Raw genomic sequence first — 18,139 nt, 5'->3', positions numbered from 1 at the left:
GGGTTCGGCGATCAAGCCTGCTGGCGGTGCTGCTTTTCCAGCTTCTTCTTGATCCGGTCACGCTTGAGCGTCGACAGGTAATCGACGAACAGCTTGCCGTTGAGGTGGTCGCACTCGTGCTGGATGCACACCGCGAGCAGCCCTTCGGCGATCAGCTCATAGGGCTTGCCGTCGCGGTCCAGGGCCTTGATGCGCACCTTCTGCGGACGGTCGACGTTCTCGTAGAAGCCCGGGACCGACAGGCAGCCTTCCTGGTACTGGTCCATCTCGTCGGTCAGGGATTCGAACTCGGGGTTGATGAAGACCATGGGCTCGGACTTGTCTTCGGACAGGTCCATCACCACCACGCGCTTGTGCACGTTGACCTGGGTCGCGGCGAGGCCGATACCCGGTGCGTCGTACATGGTTTCGAACATGTCGTCGATCAACTGGCGCACAGCGTCGTCCACCACGTCCACCGGTTTGGCGATGGTACGCAGGCGTGGATCGGGAAATTCGAGGATGTTCAGGATCGCCATATGCGTTTGTGATGCACTTGTAGAATAAAGTCAAAATCCGCTGCTAAGATGATGAGCAGCATTGAAAAACGCCTGCAAAGCCCGGTTGGGGCGGCTTTCAGGCCGTTTCGCGTGAACGCACATAATAAAGGGATTCACCGCATGAGGAAATCACTACTCGCCCTGCTGCTCCTTGCTGCCAGTGGGCTGGCACAGGCTGCGGTGGAACTCAAGGAAGGCCACCCGGAGCACTACACGGTAGTGCGTGGGGATACCCTCTGGGATATCTCGGGCAAGTTCCTGCGCGAACCCTGGAAGTGGCCGGAAATCTGGCACGCCAACCCGCAGATCGAGAACCCGCACCTGATCTACCCGGGCGACAGCCTGAGCCTCGTCTATGTCGATGGCCAGCCTCGCCTGATGCTGGATCGCGGCGCATCCCGCGGCACCATCAAGCTGTCGCCCCAGGTGCGCAGCACGCCGATGGCCGAAGCCATTCCGACCATCCCGCTGGAAGCCATCAACAGTTTCCTGCTGAGCAACCGCATCGTCGACACGCCCGACCAGTTCAACGGCGCGCCCTACATCGTTGCCGGCAACGCCGAGCGCGTGGTCAGCGGCGCCGGTGATCGCGTCTATGCACGCGGCAGCTTCGACGAGCAGAACCCCACCTACGGCATCTTCCGTCAGGGCAAGACCTACATCGATCCCGAGACCAAGGAATTCCTCGGCATCAACGCCGACGACATCGGTGGCGGTGACCTGGTGGCCCAGGAAGGCGACGTGGCGACCATGACCCTCACCCGTTCGACCCAGGAAGTCCGCCTGGGCGATCGCCTGTTCCCGACCGAACAGCGCTCGGTGAACTCCACCTTCATGCCCAGTGCTCCGAGCACCGACATCAAGGGTGTGATCCTCGACGTGCCCCGTGGCGTGAACCAGATCGGCCAGTTCGATGTGGTGACCATCAACAAGGGCAAGCGCGACGGCCTGGTGGAAGGCAACGTACTGGCGGTCTACAAGACCGGCGAGATCGTGCGTGACCGCGTCACCGGTGAATCGGTGAAGATCCCCGACGAGCGTGCCGGCCTGCTGATGGTGTTCCGCACCTATGACAAGCTCAGCTACGGCCTGATCCTGGCGGCCAGCCGACAGCTGGCGGTGATGGACAAGGTGCACAATCCCTAAGCAAACCAAGCCCCCGTCCTACGGGGGCTTGTTGTATACAGGGTGGCCAGCCGCCCTGCGCGGCGATGGTCAAGGACGATCCCCGTGCCGCCCGCCTCTCCCGCTGAAATCGAAGCCCGCCTGCGTCTTCACAGTCTTCCCGAACTCGGCCCCCAGCGTTTCCGCATCCTGATCGACGCCTTCGGCAGTGCCTCCGCTGCCCTCAGTGCCCCGGCCGCTGCCTGGCGCTCGCTGCGCCTGCCCGAGGCCTGCGCCGGCCCCCGCCGCAGTGAAGAGGTGCGCAACTGCGCCGCCTGGTCACTGGCCTGGCTGGAACAGGAAGGCAACCACCTGCTGATGTGGGACGACCCCCACTACCCCGCCCTGCTCGCCCAGCTCAACGATGCCCCGCCGCTGCTGTTCGTGCGCGGTGACCCTGCCCTGCTCGAACGCCCGCAGCTGGCCATGGTCGGCAGCCGCCGTGCCTCCCGTGCCGGGCTGGATACCGCCCACGCCTTCGCCCGCAGCCTGGCCGCCGGGGGCTTCTGCATCACCAGCGGCCTGGCCCTGGGCATCGACGGTGCCGCCCACCGGGGCGCGCTGGATGCCGGTGGGCACACGGTCGCCGTGCTCGGCACCGGGCTGGAGCGCATCTACCCGAGCCGGCACCAGGCGCTCGCGACGGCGATAGTCGAAAGCGGCGGGGCGCTGGTTTCCGAACTGCCGCTGGACTGCGCGCCCCAGGCCAGCAACTTCCCCCGGCGCAACCGCATCATCAGCGGGCTCTCGCTGGGCGTGCTGGTGGTGGAGGCGAGCCCGTCCAGCGGCTCGCTGATCACCGCGCGCCTGGCTGTCGAGCAGGGCCGTGAGGTCTACGCCATCCCCGGCTCCATCCACCATCCCGGTGCGCGCGGTTGCCACCAGTTGATCCGCGACGGCGCCGTGCTGGTGGAGACGGTCGGGCATGTGCTCGAAGCCCTGCGTGGCTGGCAGGTGGTCGCGCCGGAACCCCGTGCTGCGCTGCTGGATCACCCACTGCTCGACCTGCTGCGCGCCTCGCCCTACAGCAGCGAAGCCCTGGCCAGCGCCAGTGGCTGGGAGCTGCCCCGGGTGCTGGCCGCGCTCACCGACCTCGAACTCGACGGCTGCATCGCCCGTGAGGCGGGGCTCTGGGTGCACCGTCGTGGTTGAGGCCTGTACACTCGCGCCATCGTTTTTCGGGAGTGGGCAATGGTCAGCAACTGGCGGGTTCAGCAAGTGGCGCGGATGGTGCGCAATGGCGGTGTGATCGCCTACCCCACGGAAGCCGTCTGGGGGCTCGGTTGCGACCCCTGGAACGAGGACGCCGTCTACCGCCTGCTGGCGCTCAAGGCGCGGCCGGTGGAGAAGGGGCTGATCCTGGTGGCCGATGCGATCGAGCAGTTCGACTTCCTCCTCGACGACCTGCCCGATGAATGGAAGGACACGCTGGCTGCTTCCTGGCCGGGCCCCAACACCTGGCTGGTGCCGCACCAGAACCTGCTGCCCGAGTGGATCACCGGCAAGCACGACAGCGTCGCCCTGCGCGTCAGCGACCACCCGGTGGTGCGCGCCCTGTGCGCCCAGGTCGGGCCGCTGGTGTCCACTTCCGCCAACCCCGCTGGACGGCCTTCCGCCGTGTCGCGCCTGCGTGTGCAGCAGTACTTCCCCGGCGAGCTGGATGCCGTGCTGGTGGGCGCCCTGGGCGGGCGCCGCAACCCCAGCACCATCCGCGACCTGGTTACCGGGCAGGTCGTGCGCGCGTCCTGATCAGGGCAGCAGCACGCTCGAACCGCTGGTGCGCCGGCCCGCCAGGTCGGCATGGGCGCGGGCGATGTCGGCCAGGGCATAGCGCTGGCCGATCTCCACCTTCAGCGCGCCGCTGGCGATCATCCCGAACAGCTCGTCGGCCATGGCCTGCAGGTGCGCCGGCGTGTCGGCGTAGCTGCCCAGGGTGGGCCGGGTCACGTAGATCGAACCCTTCTGCGCCAGCACCCCGAGGTTGACCCCGCTCACCGCGCCCGAGGCGTTGCCGAAGCTCACCAGCAGGCCGCGCGGGGCCACGCAGTCCAGCGAGGTTTCCCAGGTGTCCTTGCCCACCGAGTCGTAGACCACCGGGCATTTGCGCCCCTCGGTCAGCTCCAGCACCCGTTGCACCACGTTCTCGCGGCTGCTGTCGATGCAGGCCCAGGCACCCAGGGCCTTGGCTCGCTCGGCCTTTTCCGCCGAACCGGCGACCCCGATCAGGCGCGCGCCGATGGCCTTGGCCCACTGGCAGGCGATGGAGCCGACACCCCCGGCGGCGGCATGGAACAGCACCGTCTCGCCGGCCTTCAGCGCGTGGGTCTGGCGCAGCAGGTACTGCACCGTCAGGCCCTTGAGCATCACCGCGGCGGCCTGCTCGTAGCCGATGGCGTCCGGCAGCTTCACCAGGTTGGCCGCCGGCAGCACGTGGTACTCGCCGTAGGCGCCCAGGGGGCCGGTGCCGTAGCCGACCCGGTCGCCCACCTTCAGGTGCTCCACGCCCGCGCCCACGGCATCCACCTCGCCCGCGCCCTCGTTGCCCAGCCCGGAGGGCAGCGACGCCGCCGGGTAGAGCCCGCTGCGGAAATAGGTCTCGATGAAGTTGAGGCCGATGGCGTGGTTGCGTACCCGCACCTGGCCAGGGCCGGGTTCGGCGACTGGCGCCTCCACCAGTTCGAGCACCTCGGGACCGCCGTACTGGGAAAACTGCACGCGCCTGGCCATGGTCGACTCTCCTTCCGGGAAAAGCCTCAATCCAAGCCTTCCGCTTGATCGGCGTCAAGCCACCGCGAGCCGCTCGCGGTGGTATGCTTGCGCCCTCTTTTTTCCCTGCAAGCCCCGTCCTGCGGCGCGCGCAAGCCGATCCAAGGTGTATTCGACGTGAGTAAACACATTGAGGCCGTGAAGGCCTACCTGCTCGATCTGCAAGACCGTATCTGTGCCGAACTGGCAGCCGAGGACGGCGGCGCCGGCTTCTTCGAAGAAGCCTGGGAGCGCCCGGCCGGCGGCGGCGGTCGCACCCGCGTGCTGGAGAACGGCAAGCTGATCGAAAAGGGCGGGGTCAACTTCTCCCATGTGTTCGGCAGCAGCCTGCCGCCGTCGGCCAGCGCCCATCGCCCGGAACTGGCCGGCCGTGGCTTCCAGGCCCTGGGCGTGTCCCTGGTGATCCACCCGGAGAACCCGCACATCCCCACCTCCCACGCCAACGTGCGCTTCTTCATCGCCGAGAAGGAAGGTGAAGAGCCGGTCTGGTGGTTCGGTGGCGGCTTCGACCTGACCCCCTACTACGCCCATGAGGAAGACTGCGTGCTCTGGCACCAGGTGGCCCGTGACGCCTGCACACCCTTCGGCGCGGACGTCTACCCGCGCTACAAGGAATGGTGCGACCGCTACTTCCACCTCAAGCACCGCAACGAACCGCGTGGCATCGGCGGCCTGTTCTTCGACGACCTGAACCAGTGGGACTTCGACACCAGCTTCGCCTTCATGCGTGCCATCGGTGATGCCTATATCCAGGCCTACCTGCCCATCGTGCGCAAGCGTCGCAACACCCCCTTCACCGAGCAGCAGCGCGAGTTTCAGGCCTTCCGCCGTGGTCGCTACGTGGAGTTCAACCTGGTGTTCGACCGCGGCACCCTGTTCGGCCTGCAATCCGGTGGGCGTACCGAATCCATCCTCATGTCCCTGCCGCCCCAGGTGCGCTGGGGCTACGACTGGAAGCCGGAGCCGGGCAGCGAAGAAGCGCGCCTGACGGAGTACTTCCTTCAGGACCGAAATTGGCTTGAGGAGGCAGGGCTCTGATGGACCGCTACGCTGTCTTCGGCAACCCCATCGGCCACAGCAAGTCGCCACTGATCCACCGCCTGTTCGCCGCGCAGACCGGCCAGGCCCTGGAGTACGAGGCGTTGCTGGCGCCCCTGGACGACTTCACCGGCTTCGCCCGCGCCTTCTTTGCGCAGGGCCTGGGTGGCAACGTCACCGTGCCCTTCAAGGAACAGGCCTTCCAGATGGCCGATAGCCTCAGCGAGCGCGCCCGCCGCGCCGGTGCGGTGAACACCCTCAAGCGCCTGGATGACGGCAGCCTGCTGGGCGACAACACCGACGGCGCCGGCCTGGTGGGCGACCTGATGCGCAACGCCGGGCTCGAACTCGCCGGCACGCGCATCCTCCTGCTCGGTGCCGGTGGTGCCGTGCGCGGTGTGCTCGAACCCCTGCTGGCCCAGCGCCCGGCTGCGGTGGTGATCGCCAACCGCACGGTGGAGAAGGCCGAGCAGCTGGCCCATGAGTTCGCCGACCTGGGCCCGGTGCTGGCCAGTGGTTTCGATTGGCTGGAAGAGCCGGTGGACCTGATCGTCAACGGCACCTCCGCTAGCCTCGCCGGCGAGCTGCCGCCCATCTCGCCGAGCCTGATCGAGGCCGGCCACACGGTCTGCTACGACATGATGTACGGCGCGCAGATCACTGCCTTCAACCGCTGGGCCCAGGAGCAGGGCGCCGCGCGTACCCTCGACGGCCTGGGCATGCTGGTGGAGCAGGCGGCCGAAGCCTTCCTGCTCTGGCGCGGCGTGCGCCCGGAAACGGCGCCGGTCCTCGCCGAACTGCGTCGGCTGCTCGCCCAGGGCTGATTCGGTCGCCCCGGGCTACGGCTCGATCACCAGCCGGCTGTGCTCGTCTTCCAGCTTGCGCAGCTCGCGCTCCACATGGGGCCGGGCGCGGCGCAGCACCAGGGTGCGGCCCTGCCCGTGCAGGCGACGGGCCTCGTTGTGCAGCAGGCTCACCCCGGCGAAATCGATGAAGTTGATGTGGTGCCCGTCCAGCACCAGGCGCTTGCCCCGGCTGCGCTGGATCAGCCGCTGCACATAGGGGCAGGCACCAAAGAAGATCGAGCCCTCGATGCGCAGCACCTCCTCCTCGGCGTCGCCGGAATGCAGCACGCGCGGCTGCGAGGTGCGTTTGAGGTAGAAGAACAGCGACGCCAGCACCCCCGCGTAGATCGCCGTCTGCAGTTCCAGCACCAGGGTGGCCAAGGCCGTCAGCGCCATCACCACGAACTCCGCCCGACTCACCCGCCACAGCTGGCGCATGCCCGGCAGGTCGATCAGGTTCCAGCAGATCAGCAGGATGCTCGCCGCCATTGCCGGCAACGGGATATGCGCGATCAGCCGCGCGCCCACCAGGGCGAACAGCGCCACCCACAGCGCCGAGCACACCCCTGCCAGGGGCGAGCGGGCGCCGGCCTGCAGGTTCAGCGCCGAGCGGGTGAAGGAGCCGCTGGAGAGGTAGCCGGAGAACCAGGCCCCGACCAGGTTGGACAGGCCCTGGCCGCGGGTCTCGCGGTTGGCGTCCAGCACCTGCTGCGACTGGGTGGCCAGGGCGCGGGCGATGGACAGGCTCATGACCAGGCCGAGCAGCCCGCAGGCCACCGCCGAAGGCAGCAGGCGGAGGATGTCGTCGAGGTCGAAGCGCAAGGCCGTGAACGGCGGCAGGCTGCCCTCGAAGGGCGGCACCAAGGGCACGCCGGCCATGCTGGCGGGTAACGCCATTACCAGCAGGCTGCCGGCCACCAGGCCCAGCAACAGGGCCGGCAGGCGCGGGGCGAAGCGCCGCAGCAGCAACGTCACCACCAGGGTGGCCAGCGCCACCAGCACCGACGGCACATGCACTTCGCGCACGTGCCCGGCCAGTTCCAGCGCGCCCTGCAATGCCGTCGCGCGGCCTTCCAGGCTGGGCAGGCCGAGCAGGTTGGGAATCTGCCCCAGGGCGATGACCAGCGCCGCGCCACAGGTGAAGCCGATCACCACCGACTGCGAGACGAAGTTGGCCAGGGCGCCGAAGCGCAGTACGCCGAGCAGCCACTGGAACAGCCCGGCGAGGAAGGTCAGCAGCAGCACCAGGGCGATGTAGTCGCCGCTGCCCGGCAAAGCCAGGGGGCTGACGCTGGCGAACAGCACCACGGAGATGGCCGCCGTCGGCCCGCCGATCAGGTGCCAGGACGAGCCCCAGAGGCAGGCGATGATCACCGGCACCACGGCGGCGTAGAGGCCGTATTCGGCCGGCAGGCCGGCGATCAGCGCATAGGCGATGGATTGCGGCAGGGCGAGGATGGCGCCGGTCAGGCCCACCAGCGCGTCACGCCCGAGGCTGCGCCCGGTGGTCCGGGGCAGCCAGTCGAGGAAGGGGAAGAGGGTGGAAGGCTTCATTGTGGGACGGGCAGGGCCTCATCGGCAGACGTGGGAGACGTGGCGCGAACTTTCAATCGCGATGGGCAGCGACCATACGCCACCTCGGGCGAAAGGGGGCCGCTTCACGGCCCCCGCGAATCACAGCTTCGCCTTCACCGCCGCCAGCCCATCGCCCCCCTCGCGGGTGGTCACGCCCTGCAGCCAGCCCTCGACCACCTGCGGGTTGGCCTTGAGCCAGGCCTTCACCGCCTCGTCGTTGCTGGCGTTCTTGCTCAGCACCTCGTTCATCACCGCGTTCTCCATCTCCTGGGTGAACGCCAGGTTGGCCAGCAGCTTGCCGACGTTGGGGCACTGCTGGGCGTAGCCCTTGCGCGCCAGGGTGTTCACCGTGCCGCTCGCGCCGAAGTACTTCTCGCCGCCCTTGAGGTACTTCATGTCGTACTGCACGTTCATCGGGTGCGGGGTCCAGCCGAGGAACACCACGAACTCCTTGCGCTTCACCGCGCGGCCCACCTGCACCAGCATCGCCTGCTCGCTGGACTCCACCAGCTTCCAGTCGCCCAGGCCGAATTCATCGCCCTTGATCATGTCCTGGATGGAGATGTTGGCCGGCGAGCCGGCGGCGATGCCGTAGAGGGTGTGCTTGAACCTGTCGGCGTGCTTGTCCAGGTCGGCGAAGGTCTTCACCCCCGCGTCATAGGCGTAGCTCGGCACGGCCAGGGTGTACTCGGTGCCGCCGAGGTTCTGCGCCACCTTGTCCACCTCGCCGGCGGCGACGAACTTGTCGTAGTTGCTCTGTTGGGCTGGCATCCAGTTGCCGAGGAAGACGTCCACCTGGCCCTTCTGCAGGCCGGCGAAGATGATCGGCACCGCCAGGGTCTGGGTTTCGGCCTTGTAGCCCAGGCCGTCCAGCAGCAAGCGGGCGACGCCGTTGGTGACGGCGATGTCGCTCCAGCCCGGGTCGCCCAGCTTCACGGTGGCGCAACGGGCGTCCTCGGCCTGGGCGGTGGTGATCAGGGCGCTGGAAAGCAGCGCGGCGGCGAACAGGGTGGTGATGGTCTTCATGCCTTTTCCTTGTGAGTGAAGGTGTGGCCGGCCGTGGGTTCGTCCCCTCTGGTCAGGGCTGTGGATAACGTGCGCGGCGCTCCAGGTCGTCGAGGTCGATGTGGTTGCGCATGTATTGCTGGCTGGCGTCCACCCAGGGCTGGTGGTCCCAGCTGGTGAGCCGGCCCTGCTCCAGGGCGCCGGCGACGAAGCGGCGGCGGCGCTGGCTGGCGAGCGTCGCCTGGTGGATCGCGGGGATGTCCCAGCGCGCCCGGGCTTCGGCGAGGAAGGCCTCGAGCACCTCGCGGTGGCTCGCGGATGCGGCCAGGTTCTCCAGCTCGCGAGGGTCGCTTTCCAGGTTGAAGAGCAGCAGCGGGTCCTGCTCCGAATAGACGAACTTCCACGGGCCACGGCGGATCATCATCAGCGGGCTGGTGGTGCCTTCGGCCATGTATTCGCCGAACACCTCGTCATGCCCGCCCTCGCCTGCCAGGTGTGGCAGCAGCGAGCGGCCGTCCAGCGGCAGCTGTGGGTCCAGGCTGCCGCCGGCCAGTTCCACCAGGGTCGGCAGCAGATCCATGGTCGAGACCGAGGCCTTCACCCGGCGCGGCGCGAAACGCTGCGGCGCATGCACCAGCATCGGTACCCGCGCGGCCATCTCGAACCAGTGCATCTTGTACCAGAGGCCGCGCTCGCCAAGCATGTCACCGTGGTCGCCGGAGAACACCAGGATGGTGTCCTCGGCCAGGCCACAGTCCTCCAGGGTCTTGAGCAGGGTGCCGATCTGCGCGTCGACGTAGCTGCAGGCGCCGAAGTAGGCGCGGCGGGCGTCGATGATCTTCTGGTTGGGCAGCGGCTTGTCCCACAGGTCGATGACCTTGAGCAGGCGCTGGGCGTGCGGGTCCTGCTCGTGCTGGGCCAGCAGCACCGAGGGCAGCGGGATGTCGGCCTCGCGGTACAGGTCCCAGTACTCGCGCGGGATGGTGTAGGGGTCGTGGGGATGGGTCATCGACACCGTCAGGCAGAAGGGCCGCCCGGCCTGTTCGCGCACGTGGTCGTAGAGGTACTGGCGCGCCTTGAACACCACCTCGTCGTCGAAATCCAGCTGGTTGGTGCGCACGCAGGGCCCGGCCTGCAGCACCGAAGACATGTTGTGGTACCAGCTCGGGCGCACGTCCGGCTCGTCCCAGTTCACCGCCCAGCCGTAGTCGGCGGGGTAGATGTCGCTGGTCAGGCGTTCCTCGTAGCCGTGCAGCTGGTCCGGGCCGCAGAAGTGCATCTTGCCGGACAGCGCGGTGCGGTAGCCCAGGCGGCGCAGGTGATGGGCGTAGGTGGGCACGTCGGCGGGGAAGTCGGCGGCGTTGTCGTAGGCGCCGATCTTCGACGGCAGCTGGCCGCTCACCAGGGTGAAGCGCGAGGGCGCGCAGAGCGGGCTGTTGCAGTAGGCCGAGTCGAACACCACGGCACGTTCCGCCAAGCGCGAAAGATTGGGCATGTGCAGGGGCAGGCCACCGTGGAAGGGCATCAGCGGCGCGGCCATCTGGTCGGCCATGATGAAGAGGATGTTGGGGCGGTTCATGGGGCCTTCATCCATACGATGGGTTTATGCGAGAGTGCTGGCGTCGATCATGGAATCACCGCACCTTTTCGGTAAACCGCATGGGCGGACATGCCTCGGATAAGTAAACGTTATGGCAGACCTGCAACCCGAACTCTCCCTCGACCTGCTGCGCGTATTCGAAGCGGCGGCGCGCCACCTGAGCTTCACCGCCGCGGCGGTGGAACTGGGCACCACCCAGCCGGCGGTGAGCCAGCAGATCCAGCGCCTGGAGAAGCAGCTGGCGACGCGGCTGTTCGACCGCGTCTACCGCGGCATCGAACTGACTGACAGCGGGCGCCTGCTCTTCGTTCATGTGCAGGACGGCCTGCGCGCCATCAACCTCGGCCTGGAGGCGGTGGGCGCGCGGGCCCAGCACGAGGTGCTGCAGGTGGCCACCGACTTCGCCTTCGCCGCCTACTGGCTGATGCCGCGCCTGCACCGCTTCCACGAAGCCCACCCGGAAATCGACGTCAGTCTGGTGACCAGCGACCGCACCATGAACATGCTGCGTTCGGAGATCGACGTCGCCATCGCCTTCGGTGACGGCCGCTTCAAGCACGGCGACGCCCTGCTGCTGTTCCGCGAGGAGGTGTTCCCCATCTGCAGCCCACGCCTGCTCAAGGACCAGGCCGCCCCCCTGCCCGCCGCCGCCCTCGCCCAGTTACCGCTGCTGCACCTCAAGCCCGAGGTACGCACCCGCTGGTTCGACTGGGAGGCGCTGTTCCGCGAGCTGGGCATCGACCGCCCGCCGGGCTCCGGATCCCTGCGCTTCGACAACTACACCCTGCTGGTGCAGGCCGCCATCGCCGGCCAGGGCGTGGCCATCGGCTGGCGCTACCTGGTGGATGACCTCATCGAGCAGGGCCTGCTGGCACGGGTGATCGAAGGCAGCCTCACCTCCGACTTCGGCTATTACGTGGTGCTGCCCGAGCGCAAGCGCCGGGCGCGGGTGGTGGCCTGCTTCGTCGACTGGTTGCAGCGCGAGCTGGCGGACGAAGACCCGGTGCAGCGTATCCGCAACCGCGAGGGCATTGCCGTCTGACGGGCGGAGTTGGGTTTGCAGGATTTTGAGACGCCAGTCCCATAAAGGGCGCGAGCTGTCATTCGGGTTGCACAAAGCGCGGCTATCACTTCTGGGGTCATTCACTTCCCCGAGCGCTGCCGATGAAACCCCTCGTCCACCTGGCTGCAGGTCTCTGCATCTGCGCCATGGCCGGCCAGGCCAACGCCTGGTCCCAGCCCACCCACAAGAACATCGTCAAGGATGCACTGGCCTACATGAACTCCCCCTATGCCACGGAGGAGATGCGCCGGGCCTACAGCTTTTACGTCAGCGCGGCCGGCAGCGAAGCCAAGGCGGGCGAAACCCTCGGCCAGGCCGCCTATGACGTGGACGACTTCAAGGACACGCGCCTGGGCGGCTGGTGGGTCGGCTACGAGCACGCGCCGTTGTGGGGCGCCGCGTCCGGCATCGTCAACTACACCTCCTACTGGCACTTCCTCAACCTCACCCGCGAGGGCGACGCCCACGGCAACCGTCACGGCGGCTACGACTACCGCTACCACAAGGTCGACGGCACCATCTCCGACGTCGACTGGTACGCCATGGTCTACCTCTACAACCGCGAGCTGAAGCGGGCCGACTTCGACACCACCGAAGCCCACTACCGCCGGGGCAGTCGCTCCGACTGGCAGGAGCACTACGGCGACTTCCAGACCGCCGCGTTCCAGCCTGTGGATAACCTCGCCAGCTACTGGTTCGACCAGTTCCGCGCCGCCCCCTCGCTGCAGACCATCGGCTACGCGCTGCACGCCACGGGCGATGTGGCCCAGCCCCACCACGTGTGGATCACCTCGGCCAACGGCCACTCCAGCTGGGAAGGCTGGGTCGACGACCACTACGCCAGCGAGCGCCTCAACGACCAGGCCGCGGTGGCCAACCTCATCGGTCGCTATGACGCCAGCCGCAGCGTCAGCGACCTGATGCTGCAGACCGGCCGGGTCGCCTACGCGCACCCCGAGCCGCTCTACGACACCAGCTATGCAACCCGCCTGCGCGTGGCCAAGGAGCTGATCCCCGAATCCATCGCGCTCACCGTCAGCGTCCTGACCAAGGGAGCCAACAGCTTCAATGCACCCAAGGCACTCTGAAGGAACCCGGCGCCGGGCTCGGCTGCTGGCCGGACTGGTGGTGGGGCTGTACCTGGGCGCGGCCCAGGCCATGCCCACCGCCAAGGACCTGCGCATCGACGGCGAGCTGCTGCCCGGGCGCAGCATCGCCCTGTTGCAGCAGGTGCTGTCGCGGGTGAAGTTCAACACCGACCCGGCGCAGCTGCGCCGGGGCCTGGTGGAGAACCACCTGCTGGCCCGCGACGTGGAGGGCCAGCTCAACGCCCAGAGCCGCGCCGACCTGGACGCCACGGTGGAGATCGAGGCCGGCAACCTGCTGGAGCAGTACTACGGCCGCGACGCCCGCCAGGACATGCGCCCCTTCCTGCGCCAACCGCAGCCCCTGGATTCGCGGCGCCTGCGCGAGGTGCTGGCACCGTCCAGCCGCGTGCTGGTGGCCAACAGCCTGGTGCTCGGCCCGGTCCAGGAGCAGGCGGCGGCCAAGGTGGAGCTGATCCGCTGGCAGTTCCCGGGCGAGCCCGAGCACAGCCTCGACCTGCTGGACCTCTACCGGGGCGACAACGTCCAGGGCCAGGTGGAGCTGCAGAAGGGCAACCTCGAATACCTGGCGCGCCAGGTGCAGGCCCGGGTGCAGCGTGATCACCTCTGGTACCGCCTGGGCCGCGACGGTTTCACCCCGGCCGAGCGCGCGGGCGTCAAAACCCTGGTACGGGACCGCCTGGTGCGCCACCGCTACCTGCACCAGATCGGCCTCTACAGCGATTTCCACCACGAATCCGACGCCCTGCGCGCCCTCGCCGCCCAGGTCACCGATGCCGAGGCCCAGGCCTACTACCAGCGCAACCTGGCGCAGTACCGCAACGTCGCCCAGGTGCAGGCCGCGCACATCCGCCTGGTCGACCAGGCCGGCGCCGACCGCGTCTACGAAGAGCTGCAGAAGGGCCTGGATTTCGACGACGCGGTGCGTCGCTACTCCCAGGCCGAGGACAAGACCCGCACGCCGCCGGGCGACCTGGGGCTGATCCGCCCCGCTGACGAGGACCTCGACCTGCTGCGCAAGACCGCGCTGATCCAGAAGGCCGACAGCCTGTCCCAGCCCATGCACATCGACGGCGCCTTCGAGATCGTCCGGGTGCGCAGCCGCGAGGACCGTCAACTGCCCCTGGACGACCGCAGCGTGCGCTTCGAAGTGAACCAGGCCGTGGCGCGGGAAAAGCTCGCCGCCCAGGTGGATGCGCAACTCGGCGCCCTGCTGGCCAGCGCCAAGGTGGAAGGCCTGTGAAGGGCTGGATCGCCGCCGCCCTGGTCTGCAGTGCGGGCGCCGTGGCTGTGGCGGGAATCATGGTGACCCTGGAGCCGACGCCTGTGGCCGCCGTCGAAGCGGCCCCGGTGGTACGCCCCAAGGCGGTTGAAGCCGCAACGGCCCGTGAGCCGGTGCTCAGCCCCGTTCCGACACCTGCGCCCCGTCCCGCCGTGGCCCAGGTGGCCGCAGCGGTGCCGGAGGAACGCCCCCTGGACCAGCAGGAAGCCATTCTCTTCATGCAGATGATGGAGCAGGAGGGCGACCCGCGCCGCCCCGAGCTGGGCGGCCTCAAGCCCCGCCAGGGGGCCACTGCCGCCGAGCTGGCCGACCCGCGCCAGTATGCCGCGCTGGAAGACCGGCAGGCCCGCGAGCTGGTGCAGGCCTACACCAGCGGCGTGCAGCAGATCCCCGAGATCCGCGCGCGCATCGAGGCGGCAGCCCAGAGCGGCGAGCGCACGGCCGCCGAGCTGGACGAAGCCCGCGCCGCCCTGCAGCAACTGGAAGCCCTGCAGAGCCGCTTGGAACGGCAGGCGCCGCAGCTGCTGCCCGGCGGCACTGTGCCGACACCGCCCAAACCCTGAGCCAGGGCGCGTGGGTTGCGGGTACCATGGCGCGTCGGTACCCGAGAGAGGTGAACATGCAGGCTGCCCCCCTACCCCGCATCAAGGGCTTCCACGCCCACATCTACTACGACGCGGACAGCTTCGAACAGGCCCGCGAACTCTGCGAAGAGGCCGCGCGCCGCTTCCCCCTGAAGATGGGCCGCCTGCACCGCCAGCCCGTCGGCCCCCATCCGGACTGGAGCTGCCAGCTGGCCTTCCGCCCCGAGCTGTTCGGCGAACTCATCCCCTGGCTCGCCCTCAACCGGGCCGGCCTCAACGTGCTGGTCCACCCCATCACCGGCAGCGACCTGCGCGACCACCGCGACTACCCGATGTGGATGGGCGCCGTGCGGCCGCTGGACCTCTCCGACCTCAGCGACGGCGCCATCGAGTACGACCTCTAGCGACTCAGGCCGGGCGCAGGGCTGCTAGGACTTCGTCCGCCGCGCGCCGGCCGGCGCGGACCGCGCCTTCCAGGTAGCCGCACCAGACAGACGACGTTTCGCTGCCGGCCCAGTGCAGGTTGCCCAGGGGCGCGCGCAGGTGGCGGCCGTGGCGGCTTAGCAGGCCCGGCGGCAGCGGCGATACGCAGCCGGCGGTCCAGGGCTCGTGGTTCCAGTCCTGCTCCACGTAGGCCAGCGGTCGGCCCGCTTCCTCGCCGAACAGCCGCACCAGCTCCTTCAGCACCCGTGCCTGGCGCTTGCGGGCATCATTCCCCGCCCGCGCCGGGTCGAGGAAGGCCAGCAGCACGCCCAGGCCCTGATGAGCGGGGCTGCTGTCGAAGGTCATCTGCACCAGAGCGCTGTCGATGAAGCCGGCACCGGAGAGCCCCGATTCTTTCCAGAACGGCCGCGCATAGCGCAAGTGCACCTTCATACCGCTGCCGCCGGTCCAGCCCTTCTGCAGGGCGGCGCGCCCCTTGGGCAGTGCCGGTGAGAAGCCGATGCGGGCCATGTCGGCGGGCATCATCGCCACGATCACCCGGCGGGCACGCAGGCGGCCCAGGGCGCAATCCAGGGTGACCGCCTCCCGGTCCCAGCCCTCGATGCGTCGCACCGGCGCGCCCAGCAGCACCGAGGGGCCGAGCTGCTGCGCCAGGTTCAGGGACAGCCGCTGCGCGCCGCCCTGCAGGCGGAACTGCTGGGCCTGGTCGTCCAGCGCGGCGAAGCCGCCGGCAGAGTGCAGGTAGAAGAGAAACCACAGCAGCGAGACCCGGTCCGGCGCGCTGTTCAGGGTGGTGGCGACCGTGGTGGACACCGCCTCGACGGCCTCGGCATCGGCGCGCTCGGCCTTCAGCCACGCGGCGAGGCTCCAGCGGTCCCACTCATCGGCGCGGGCCGCGCTCCAGGGCGCTTCCAGGGGCACCTGCCCGGCCATGGCCTCCAGCCGTGCCTGCAGTGCGCGCACGGCGTCCCCTGGCGGCTCGTCGGCATCGAAGGTGTAGCGCTCGCCACCCAGCAGGGCGGCCATCTGCCCGCCGCGGTACTGCGGCACCAGGGGAATGCCCAGGTCGCTGGCCAGTTCCATCACCATCGGCTGGTCGCCGCCCACCCACTGGCCACCGCCGTCCACTTCCAGGCCGTTGCCCATGGGCTGGTTGACGGTGCGCCCGCCCACCCGCTCGCGGGCCTCCAGCACCGCCACGCGCAGGCCGCTGCCGGCCAGGCGCCGCGCCGCCACCAGGCCGGAGAGGCCGGCACCGATGATCGCGACATCCAGTTCCAGCGCTGCGGGTTCGGGGACCGCCGCGCGCCCGCTACGGGTAATCGCGGCGAGTAGGGCGGCGCCGCTGAGGCACAGCAGGTGCCGACGGGTGAGTGAGAGGGGTTCGAGCAGTCGGTAGCGCATGGTGTTCTCCACTTGGTAACCAAGTTGCCGGAGGCAAAAAAACGACCGCTTCCCGCGGTCGTCGGGTTCAGGCCGAGGTGGTGCGCACCGAGGCCAGGTAGAAGGGCACGGGGTCCTGGCGGGCCAGGAGCTGGCGGGCCAGGGTCAGGTAGAACCAGCGCAGCTCGGCGGGATCGCCGTCGATGGCGTCCTGGTCGTCGGTCCAGCGCTGCCAGAGGGCCATTTCCATCTGCAGGATGCGGTTGCGGCCGATGGCGGTGATGCGTCGCCAGAAGGCGTCTTCCAGGCGCTGCGCGTCGGCGGCATCGAGCGTGGCCGGGCAGGTGTCCACCTGTTGCAGCAGGTGTTCCCGCTCGGCATCCGTGGCATGGCGCGAGGCCGCCTCCAGCAGGCCGATGGCATAGAGCTGCTGGTACTCGGCCAGGTCCCGCAGCAGGCGGGTGGCGGCGTCGGATTGCAGCCGATCGGCGCAGCGCAGCAGCAGCTCGAAGACCCGTGCATCGGCCCGGGCCGGGTCCAGCACGCGGCTGGCACCGCCCTGGCGGACCTCCACCAGGCCGACGTCCTTCAACTTGTGCACGGCCTGGCGCACGGTGATGCGCGAGACGCCGTAGCGCTCGGCCAGCAGGCGCTCGGCTGGCAGCGATTCGCCGGGCGCCAGCTGGCCATCGAGTATCTCGATGAACAGGCCTTCCAGCGCGGCGTCGGCGGCATGCCCCCTGGGGGCGGGTGTGATCGATTCGTCCATGGCGGGAAAATCTACTTGGTTACCAAGTTAAGTCAAGGCCCCGTGGCGAATCGACGCGCGCTGAGCCACGGCCTATGATCCGCCGCCTGTTTTCGGAGACCCGCCATGCGCTACCTGCTCGTCGTCACCCTGCTCTGGGCCTTTTCCTTCAGCCTCATAGGCGAGTACCTGGCCGGGCGGGTGGACAGCGATTTCGCCGTGCTGGCGCGGGTGCTGATCGCGGCGCTGGTGTTCCTGCCCTTCACCCGCTGGCGCGGGCTGCCGACAAGGCTGCTGGCGGGGTTCTGGCTGGCCGGGGCGCTGCAGTTCGGCATCACCTACCTGTGCCTGTACCGCAGCTTCGCCGTGCTCACGGTGCCGGAGGTGCTGCTGTTCACCGTGCTCACGCCCATCTACGTGACCCTGCTGGACGACGCCCTGTCCCGCCGCTTCAGCCCCTGGGCGCTGCTGGCGGCCCTGGTGGCGGTGGGCGGCGGGGTGATCATCCGCTTCGACCGCCTGGAGGGCGACTACCTGCTGGGCTTCATCCTGCTGCAGGTGGCCAACGCGACCTTCGCCGCCGGCCAGGTGCTCTGCCGCCGCCTGCTGGTGCGCTACCCGGTGGAGCAGCCGCTGCACCGCTTCTTCGGCCACTTCTTCCTCGGCGCATTGCTGCTGGCGCTGCCCTCCTTCCTGCTCTTCGGCAATCCCGAGCGCCTGCCGCAAACGTCGGTGCAATGGGGCGTGCTGGTGTGGATGGGCCTGTTCGCCACGGCCCTGGGCATGTTCTGGTGGGTCAAGGGCAGCACCGCCGTAAGCGCCGGCACCCTGGCGGTGATGAACGAGCTTCACGTCCCCGCCGGCCTGGTGGTCAACCTGCTGATTTGGAACCGCGACGCCGACCTCCCCCGCCTCGCCCTGGGCGGCGCGGTCATCCTCGCTTCCCTGTGGATAAGTCGCCTGGGCCGGCGGCCTGTCGAGTTGCGGCTTTAGTAAC

18 protein-coding genes are annotated in these 18,139 nt (G+C 68.8%); 11 read left to right on the top strand and 7 right to left on the bottom strand.

The window, feature by feature from the left end; genetic code table 11:
• Window positions 1-11: 11 nt before the first annotated feature.
• Entirely contained in the window at window positions 12-518 is a 507-nt protein-coding gene (gene def, locus RTW82_RS03495; RefSeq protein WP_043241851.1) for a peptide deformylase, read from the bottom strand.
• Window positions 519-659: 141 nt separating this feature from the next.
• Between def and RTW82_RS03490 the strand changes: the two genes are divergently transcribed.
• The 3 genes from RTW82_RS03490 to RTW82_RS03480 all read left to right on the top strand — a co-directional run bounded on the left by RTW82_RS03490 (window position 660) and on the right by RTW82_RS03480 (window position 3,452).
• Complete coding sequence (locus tag RTW82_RS03490; RefSeq protein ID WP_265170160.1) at window positions 660-1,685, top strand: LysM peptidoglycan-binding domain-containing protein; 1,026 nt, start codon at window positions 660-662, stop codon at window positions 1,683-1,685.
• Window positions 1,686-1,769: 84 nt separating this feature from the next.
• A complete protein-coding gene (gene dprA, locus RTW82_RS03485) occupies window positions 1,770-2,855 on the top strand; it encodes a DNA-processing protein DprA (RefSeq protein ID WP_316924256.1) in 1,086 nt (361 codons plus the stop codon).
• Between the two features lie 39 nt (window positions 2,856-2,894).
• Window positions 2,895-3,452: an L-threonylcarbamoyladenylate synthase gene (locus RTW82_RS03480; protein ID WP_316924255.1), complete on the top strand. Its 558-nt coding sequence runs from the start codon at window positions 2,895-2,897 to the stop codon at window positions 3,450-3,452.
• Here the strand turns inward: RTW82_RS03480 and RTW82_RS03475 are convergent, their stop codons facing one another.
• Entirely contained in the window at window positions 3,453-4,430 is a 978-nt protein-coding gene (locus RTW82_RS03475; RefSeq protein WP_316924254.1) for a quinone oxidoreductase, read from the bottom strand.
• A 156-nt stretch (window positions 4,431-4,586) separates the two neighbouring features.
• Between RTW82_RS03475 and hemF the strand changes: the two genes are divergently transcribed.
• A complete protein-coding gene (gene hemF, locus RTW82_RS03470) occupies window positions 4,587-5,507 on the top strand; it encodes an oxygen-dependent coproporphyrinogen oxidase (RefSeq protein ID WP_316924253.1) in 921 nt (306 codons plus the stop codon).
• Window positions 5,507-6,331 (top strand): shikimate dehydrogenase, encoded by an 825-nt coding sequence (aroE, locus tag RTW82_RS03465; protein ID WP_184488167.1) that lies wholly within the window; start codon window positions 5,507-5,509, stop codon window positions 6,329-6,331. Before hemF ends, aroE begins: the two co-directional genes overlap by 1 nt.
• A gap of 15 nt (window positions 6,332-6,346) precedes the next feature.
• Here the strand turns inward: aroE and RTW82_RS03460 are convergent, their stop codons facing one another.
• The 3 genes from RTW82_RS03460 to betC form a co-directional block, all read right to left on the bottom strand.
• Entirely contained in the window at window positions 6,347-7,906 is a 1,560-nt protein-coding gene (locus RTW82_RS03460; RefSeq protein ID WP_316924252.1) for a SulP family inorganic anion transporter, read from the bottom strand.
• Between the two features lie 120 nt (window positions 7,907-8,026).
• Entirely contained in the window at window positions 8,027-8,953 is a 927-nt protein-coding gene (gene choX, locus RTW82_RS03455; RefSeq protein WP_316924251.1) for a choline ABC transporter substrate-binding protein, read from the bottom strand.
• A 52-nt stretch (window positions 8,954-9,005) separates the two neighbouring features.
• Entirely contained in the window at window positions 9,006-10,511 is a 1,506-nt protein-coding gene (gene betC / locus RTW82_RS03450) for a choline-sulfatase (RefSeq protein WP_316924250.1), read from the bottom strand.
• Window positions 10,512-10,623: 112 nt separating this feature from the next.
• Between betC and RTW82_RS03445 the strand changes: the two genes are divergently transcribed.
• From RTW82_RS03445 to RTW82_RS03425, 5 genes are all read left to right on the top strand, one after another.
• Complete coding sequence (locus RTW82_RS03445) at window positions 10,624-11,574, top strand: choline sulfate utilization transcriptional regulator (RefSeq protein ID WP_021219922.1); 951 nt, start codon at window positions 10,624-10,626, stop codon at window positions 11,572-11,574.
• 122 nt (window positions 11,575-11,696) lie between these two features.
• Entirely contained in the window at window positions 11,697-12,683 is a 987-nt protein-coding gene (locus RTW82_RS03440; protein ID WP_316924249.1) for a hypothetical protein, read from the top strand.
• Between the two features lie 40 nt (window positions 12,684-12,723).
• On the top strand, window positions 12,724-13,944 hold the full coding sequence (locus RTW82_RS03435) for a peptidylprolyl isomerase (protein WP_316924248.1): 1,221 nt from the start codon (window positions 12,724-12,726) through the stop codon (window positions 13,942-13,944).
• A complete protein-coding gene (locus tag RTW82_RS03430; protein ID WP_316924247.1) occupies window positions 13,941-14,546 on the top strand; it encodes a hypothetical protein in 606 nt (201 codons plus the stop codon). Before RTW82_RS03435 ends, RTW82_RS03430 begins: the two co-directional genes overlap by 4 nt.
• Before the next feature lie 56 nt (window positions 14,547-14,602).
• Complete coding sequence (locus RTW82_RS03425) at window positions 14,603-14,971, top strand: DOPA 4,5-dioxygenase family protein (protein WP_021219919.1); 369 nt, start codon at window positions 14,603-14,605, stop codon at window positions 14,969-14,971.
• A 4-nt stretch (window positions 14,972-14,975) separates the two neighbouring features.
• Here the strand turns inward: RTW82_RS03425 and RTW82_RS03420 are convergent, their stop codons facing one another.
• Window positions 14,976-16,415 carry a flavin monoamine oxidase family protein gene (locus RTW82_RS03420; RefSeq protein ID WP_316924246.1) on the bottom strand — a complete coding sequence of 480 codons (1,440 nt, stop codon included), beginning with the start codon at window positions 16,413-16,415 and terminating at the stop codon, window positions 14,976-14,978.
• A gap of 67 nt (window positions 16,416-16,482) precedes the next feature.
• Complete coding sequence (locus tag RTW82_RS03415; RefSeq protein WP_265170172.1) at window positions 16,483-17,163, bottom strand: FadR/GntR family transcriptional regulator; 681 nt, start codon at window positions 17,161-17,163, stop codon at window positions 16,483-16,485.
• Between the two features lie 105 nt (window positions 17,164-17,268).
• Between RTW82_RS03415 and RTW82_RS03410 the strand changes: the two genes are divergently transcribed.
• Window positions 17,269-18,135, top strand: coding sequence for a carboxylate/amino acid/amine transporter (locus RTW82_RS03410; RefSeq protein ID WP_316924245.1), 867 nt, complete (start codon window positions 17,269-17,271; stop codon window positions 18,133-18,135).
• Window positions 18,136-18,139: the final 4 nt, after the last annotated feature.

The sequence above is a fragment of the Pseudomonas sp. zfem005 genome, assembly GCF_032621735.1.
Taxonomy (GTDB): domain Bacteria; phylum Pseudomonadota; class Gammaproteobacteria; order Pseudomonadales; family Pseudomonadaceae; genus Metapseudomonas; species Metapseudomonas solani.
The sequence above is the reverse complement of the archived record's forward strand: the minus strand, read 5'-3'. Positions and strand labels throughout refer to the sequence as shown.

What these genes read in the sequence shown, in the direction of transcription:
- def (WP_043241851.1), bottom strand. Translation starts at nt 518, where the DNA reads ATGGCGATCCTGAACATCCTCGAATTTCCCGATCCACGCCTGCGTACC.
- RTW82_RS03490 (WP_265170160.1), top strand. Translation starts at nt 660, where the DNA reads ATGAGGAAATCACTACTCGCCCTGCTGCTCCTTGCTGCCAGTGGGCTG.
- RTW82_RS03480 (WP_316924255.1), top strand. Translation starts at nt 2,895, where the DNA reads ATGGTCAGCAACTGGCGGGTTCAGCAAGTGGCGCGGATGGTGCGCAAT.
- RTW82_RS03475 (WP_316924254.1), bottom strand. Translation starts at nt 4,430, where the DNA reads ATGGCCAGGCGCGTGCAGTTTTCCCAGTACGGCGGTCCCGAGGTGCTC.
- aroE (WP_184488167.1), top strand. Translation starts at nt 5,507, where the DNA reads ATGGACCGCTACGCTGTCTTCGGCAACCCCATCGGCCACAGCAAGTCG.
- RTW82_RS03460 (WP_316924252.1), bottom strand. Translation starts at nt 7,906, where the DNA reads ATGAAGCCTTCCACCCTCTTCCCCTTCCTCGACTGGCTGCCCCGGACC.
- choX (WP_316924251.1), bottom strand. Translation starts at nt 8,953, where the DNA reads ATGAAGACCATCACCACCCTGTTCGCCGCCGCGCTGCTTTCCAGCGCC.
- betC (WP_316924250.1), bottom strand. Translation starts at nt 10,511, where the DNA reads ATGAACCGCCCCAACATCCTCTTCATCATGGCCGACCAGATGGCCGCG.
- RTW82_RS03445 (WP_021219922.1), top strand. Translation starts at nt 10,624, where the DNA reads ATGGCAGACCTGCAACCCGAACTCTCCCTCGACCTGCTGCGCGTATTC.
- RTW82_RS03440 (WP_316924249.1), top strand. Translation starts at nt 11,697, where the DNA reads ATGAAACCCCTCGTCCACCTGGCTGCAGGTCTCTGCATCTGCGCCATG.
- RTW82_RS03425 (WP_021219919.1), top strand. Translation starts at nt 14,603, where the DNA reads ATGCAGGCTGCCCCCCTACCCCGCATCAAGGGCTTCCACGCCCACATC.
- RTW82_RS03420 (WP_316924246.1), bottom strand. Translation starts at nt 16,415, where the DNA reads ATGCGCTACCGACTGCTCGAACCCCTCTCACTCACCCGTCGGCACCTG.
- RTW82_RS03415 (WP_265170172.1), bottom strand. Translation starts at nt 17,163, where the DNA reads ATGGACGAATCGATCACACCCGCCCCCAGGGGGCATGCCGCCGACGCC.
- RTW82_RS03410 (WP_316924245.1), top strand. Translation starts at nt 17,269, where the DNA reads ATGCGCTACCTGCTCGTCGTCACCCTGCTCTGGGCCTTTTCCTTCAGC.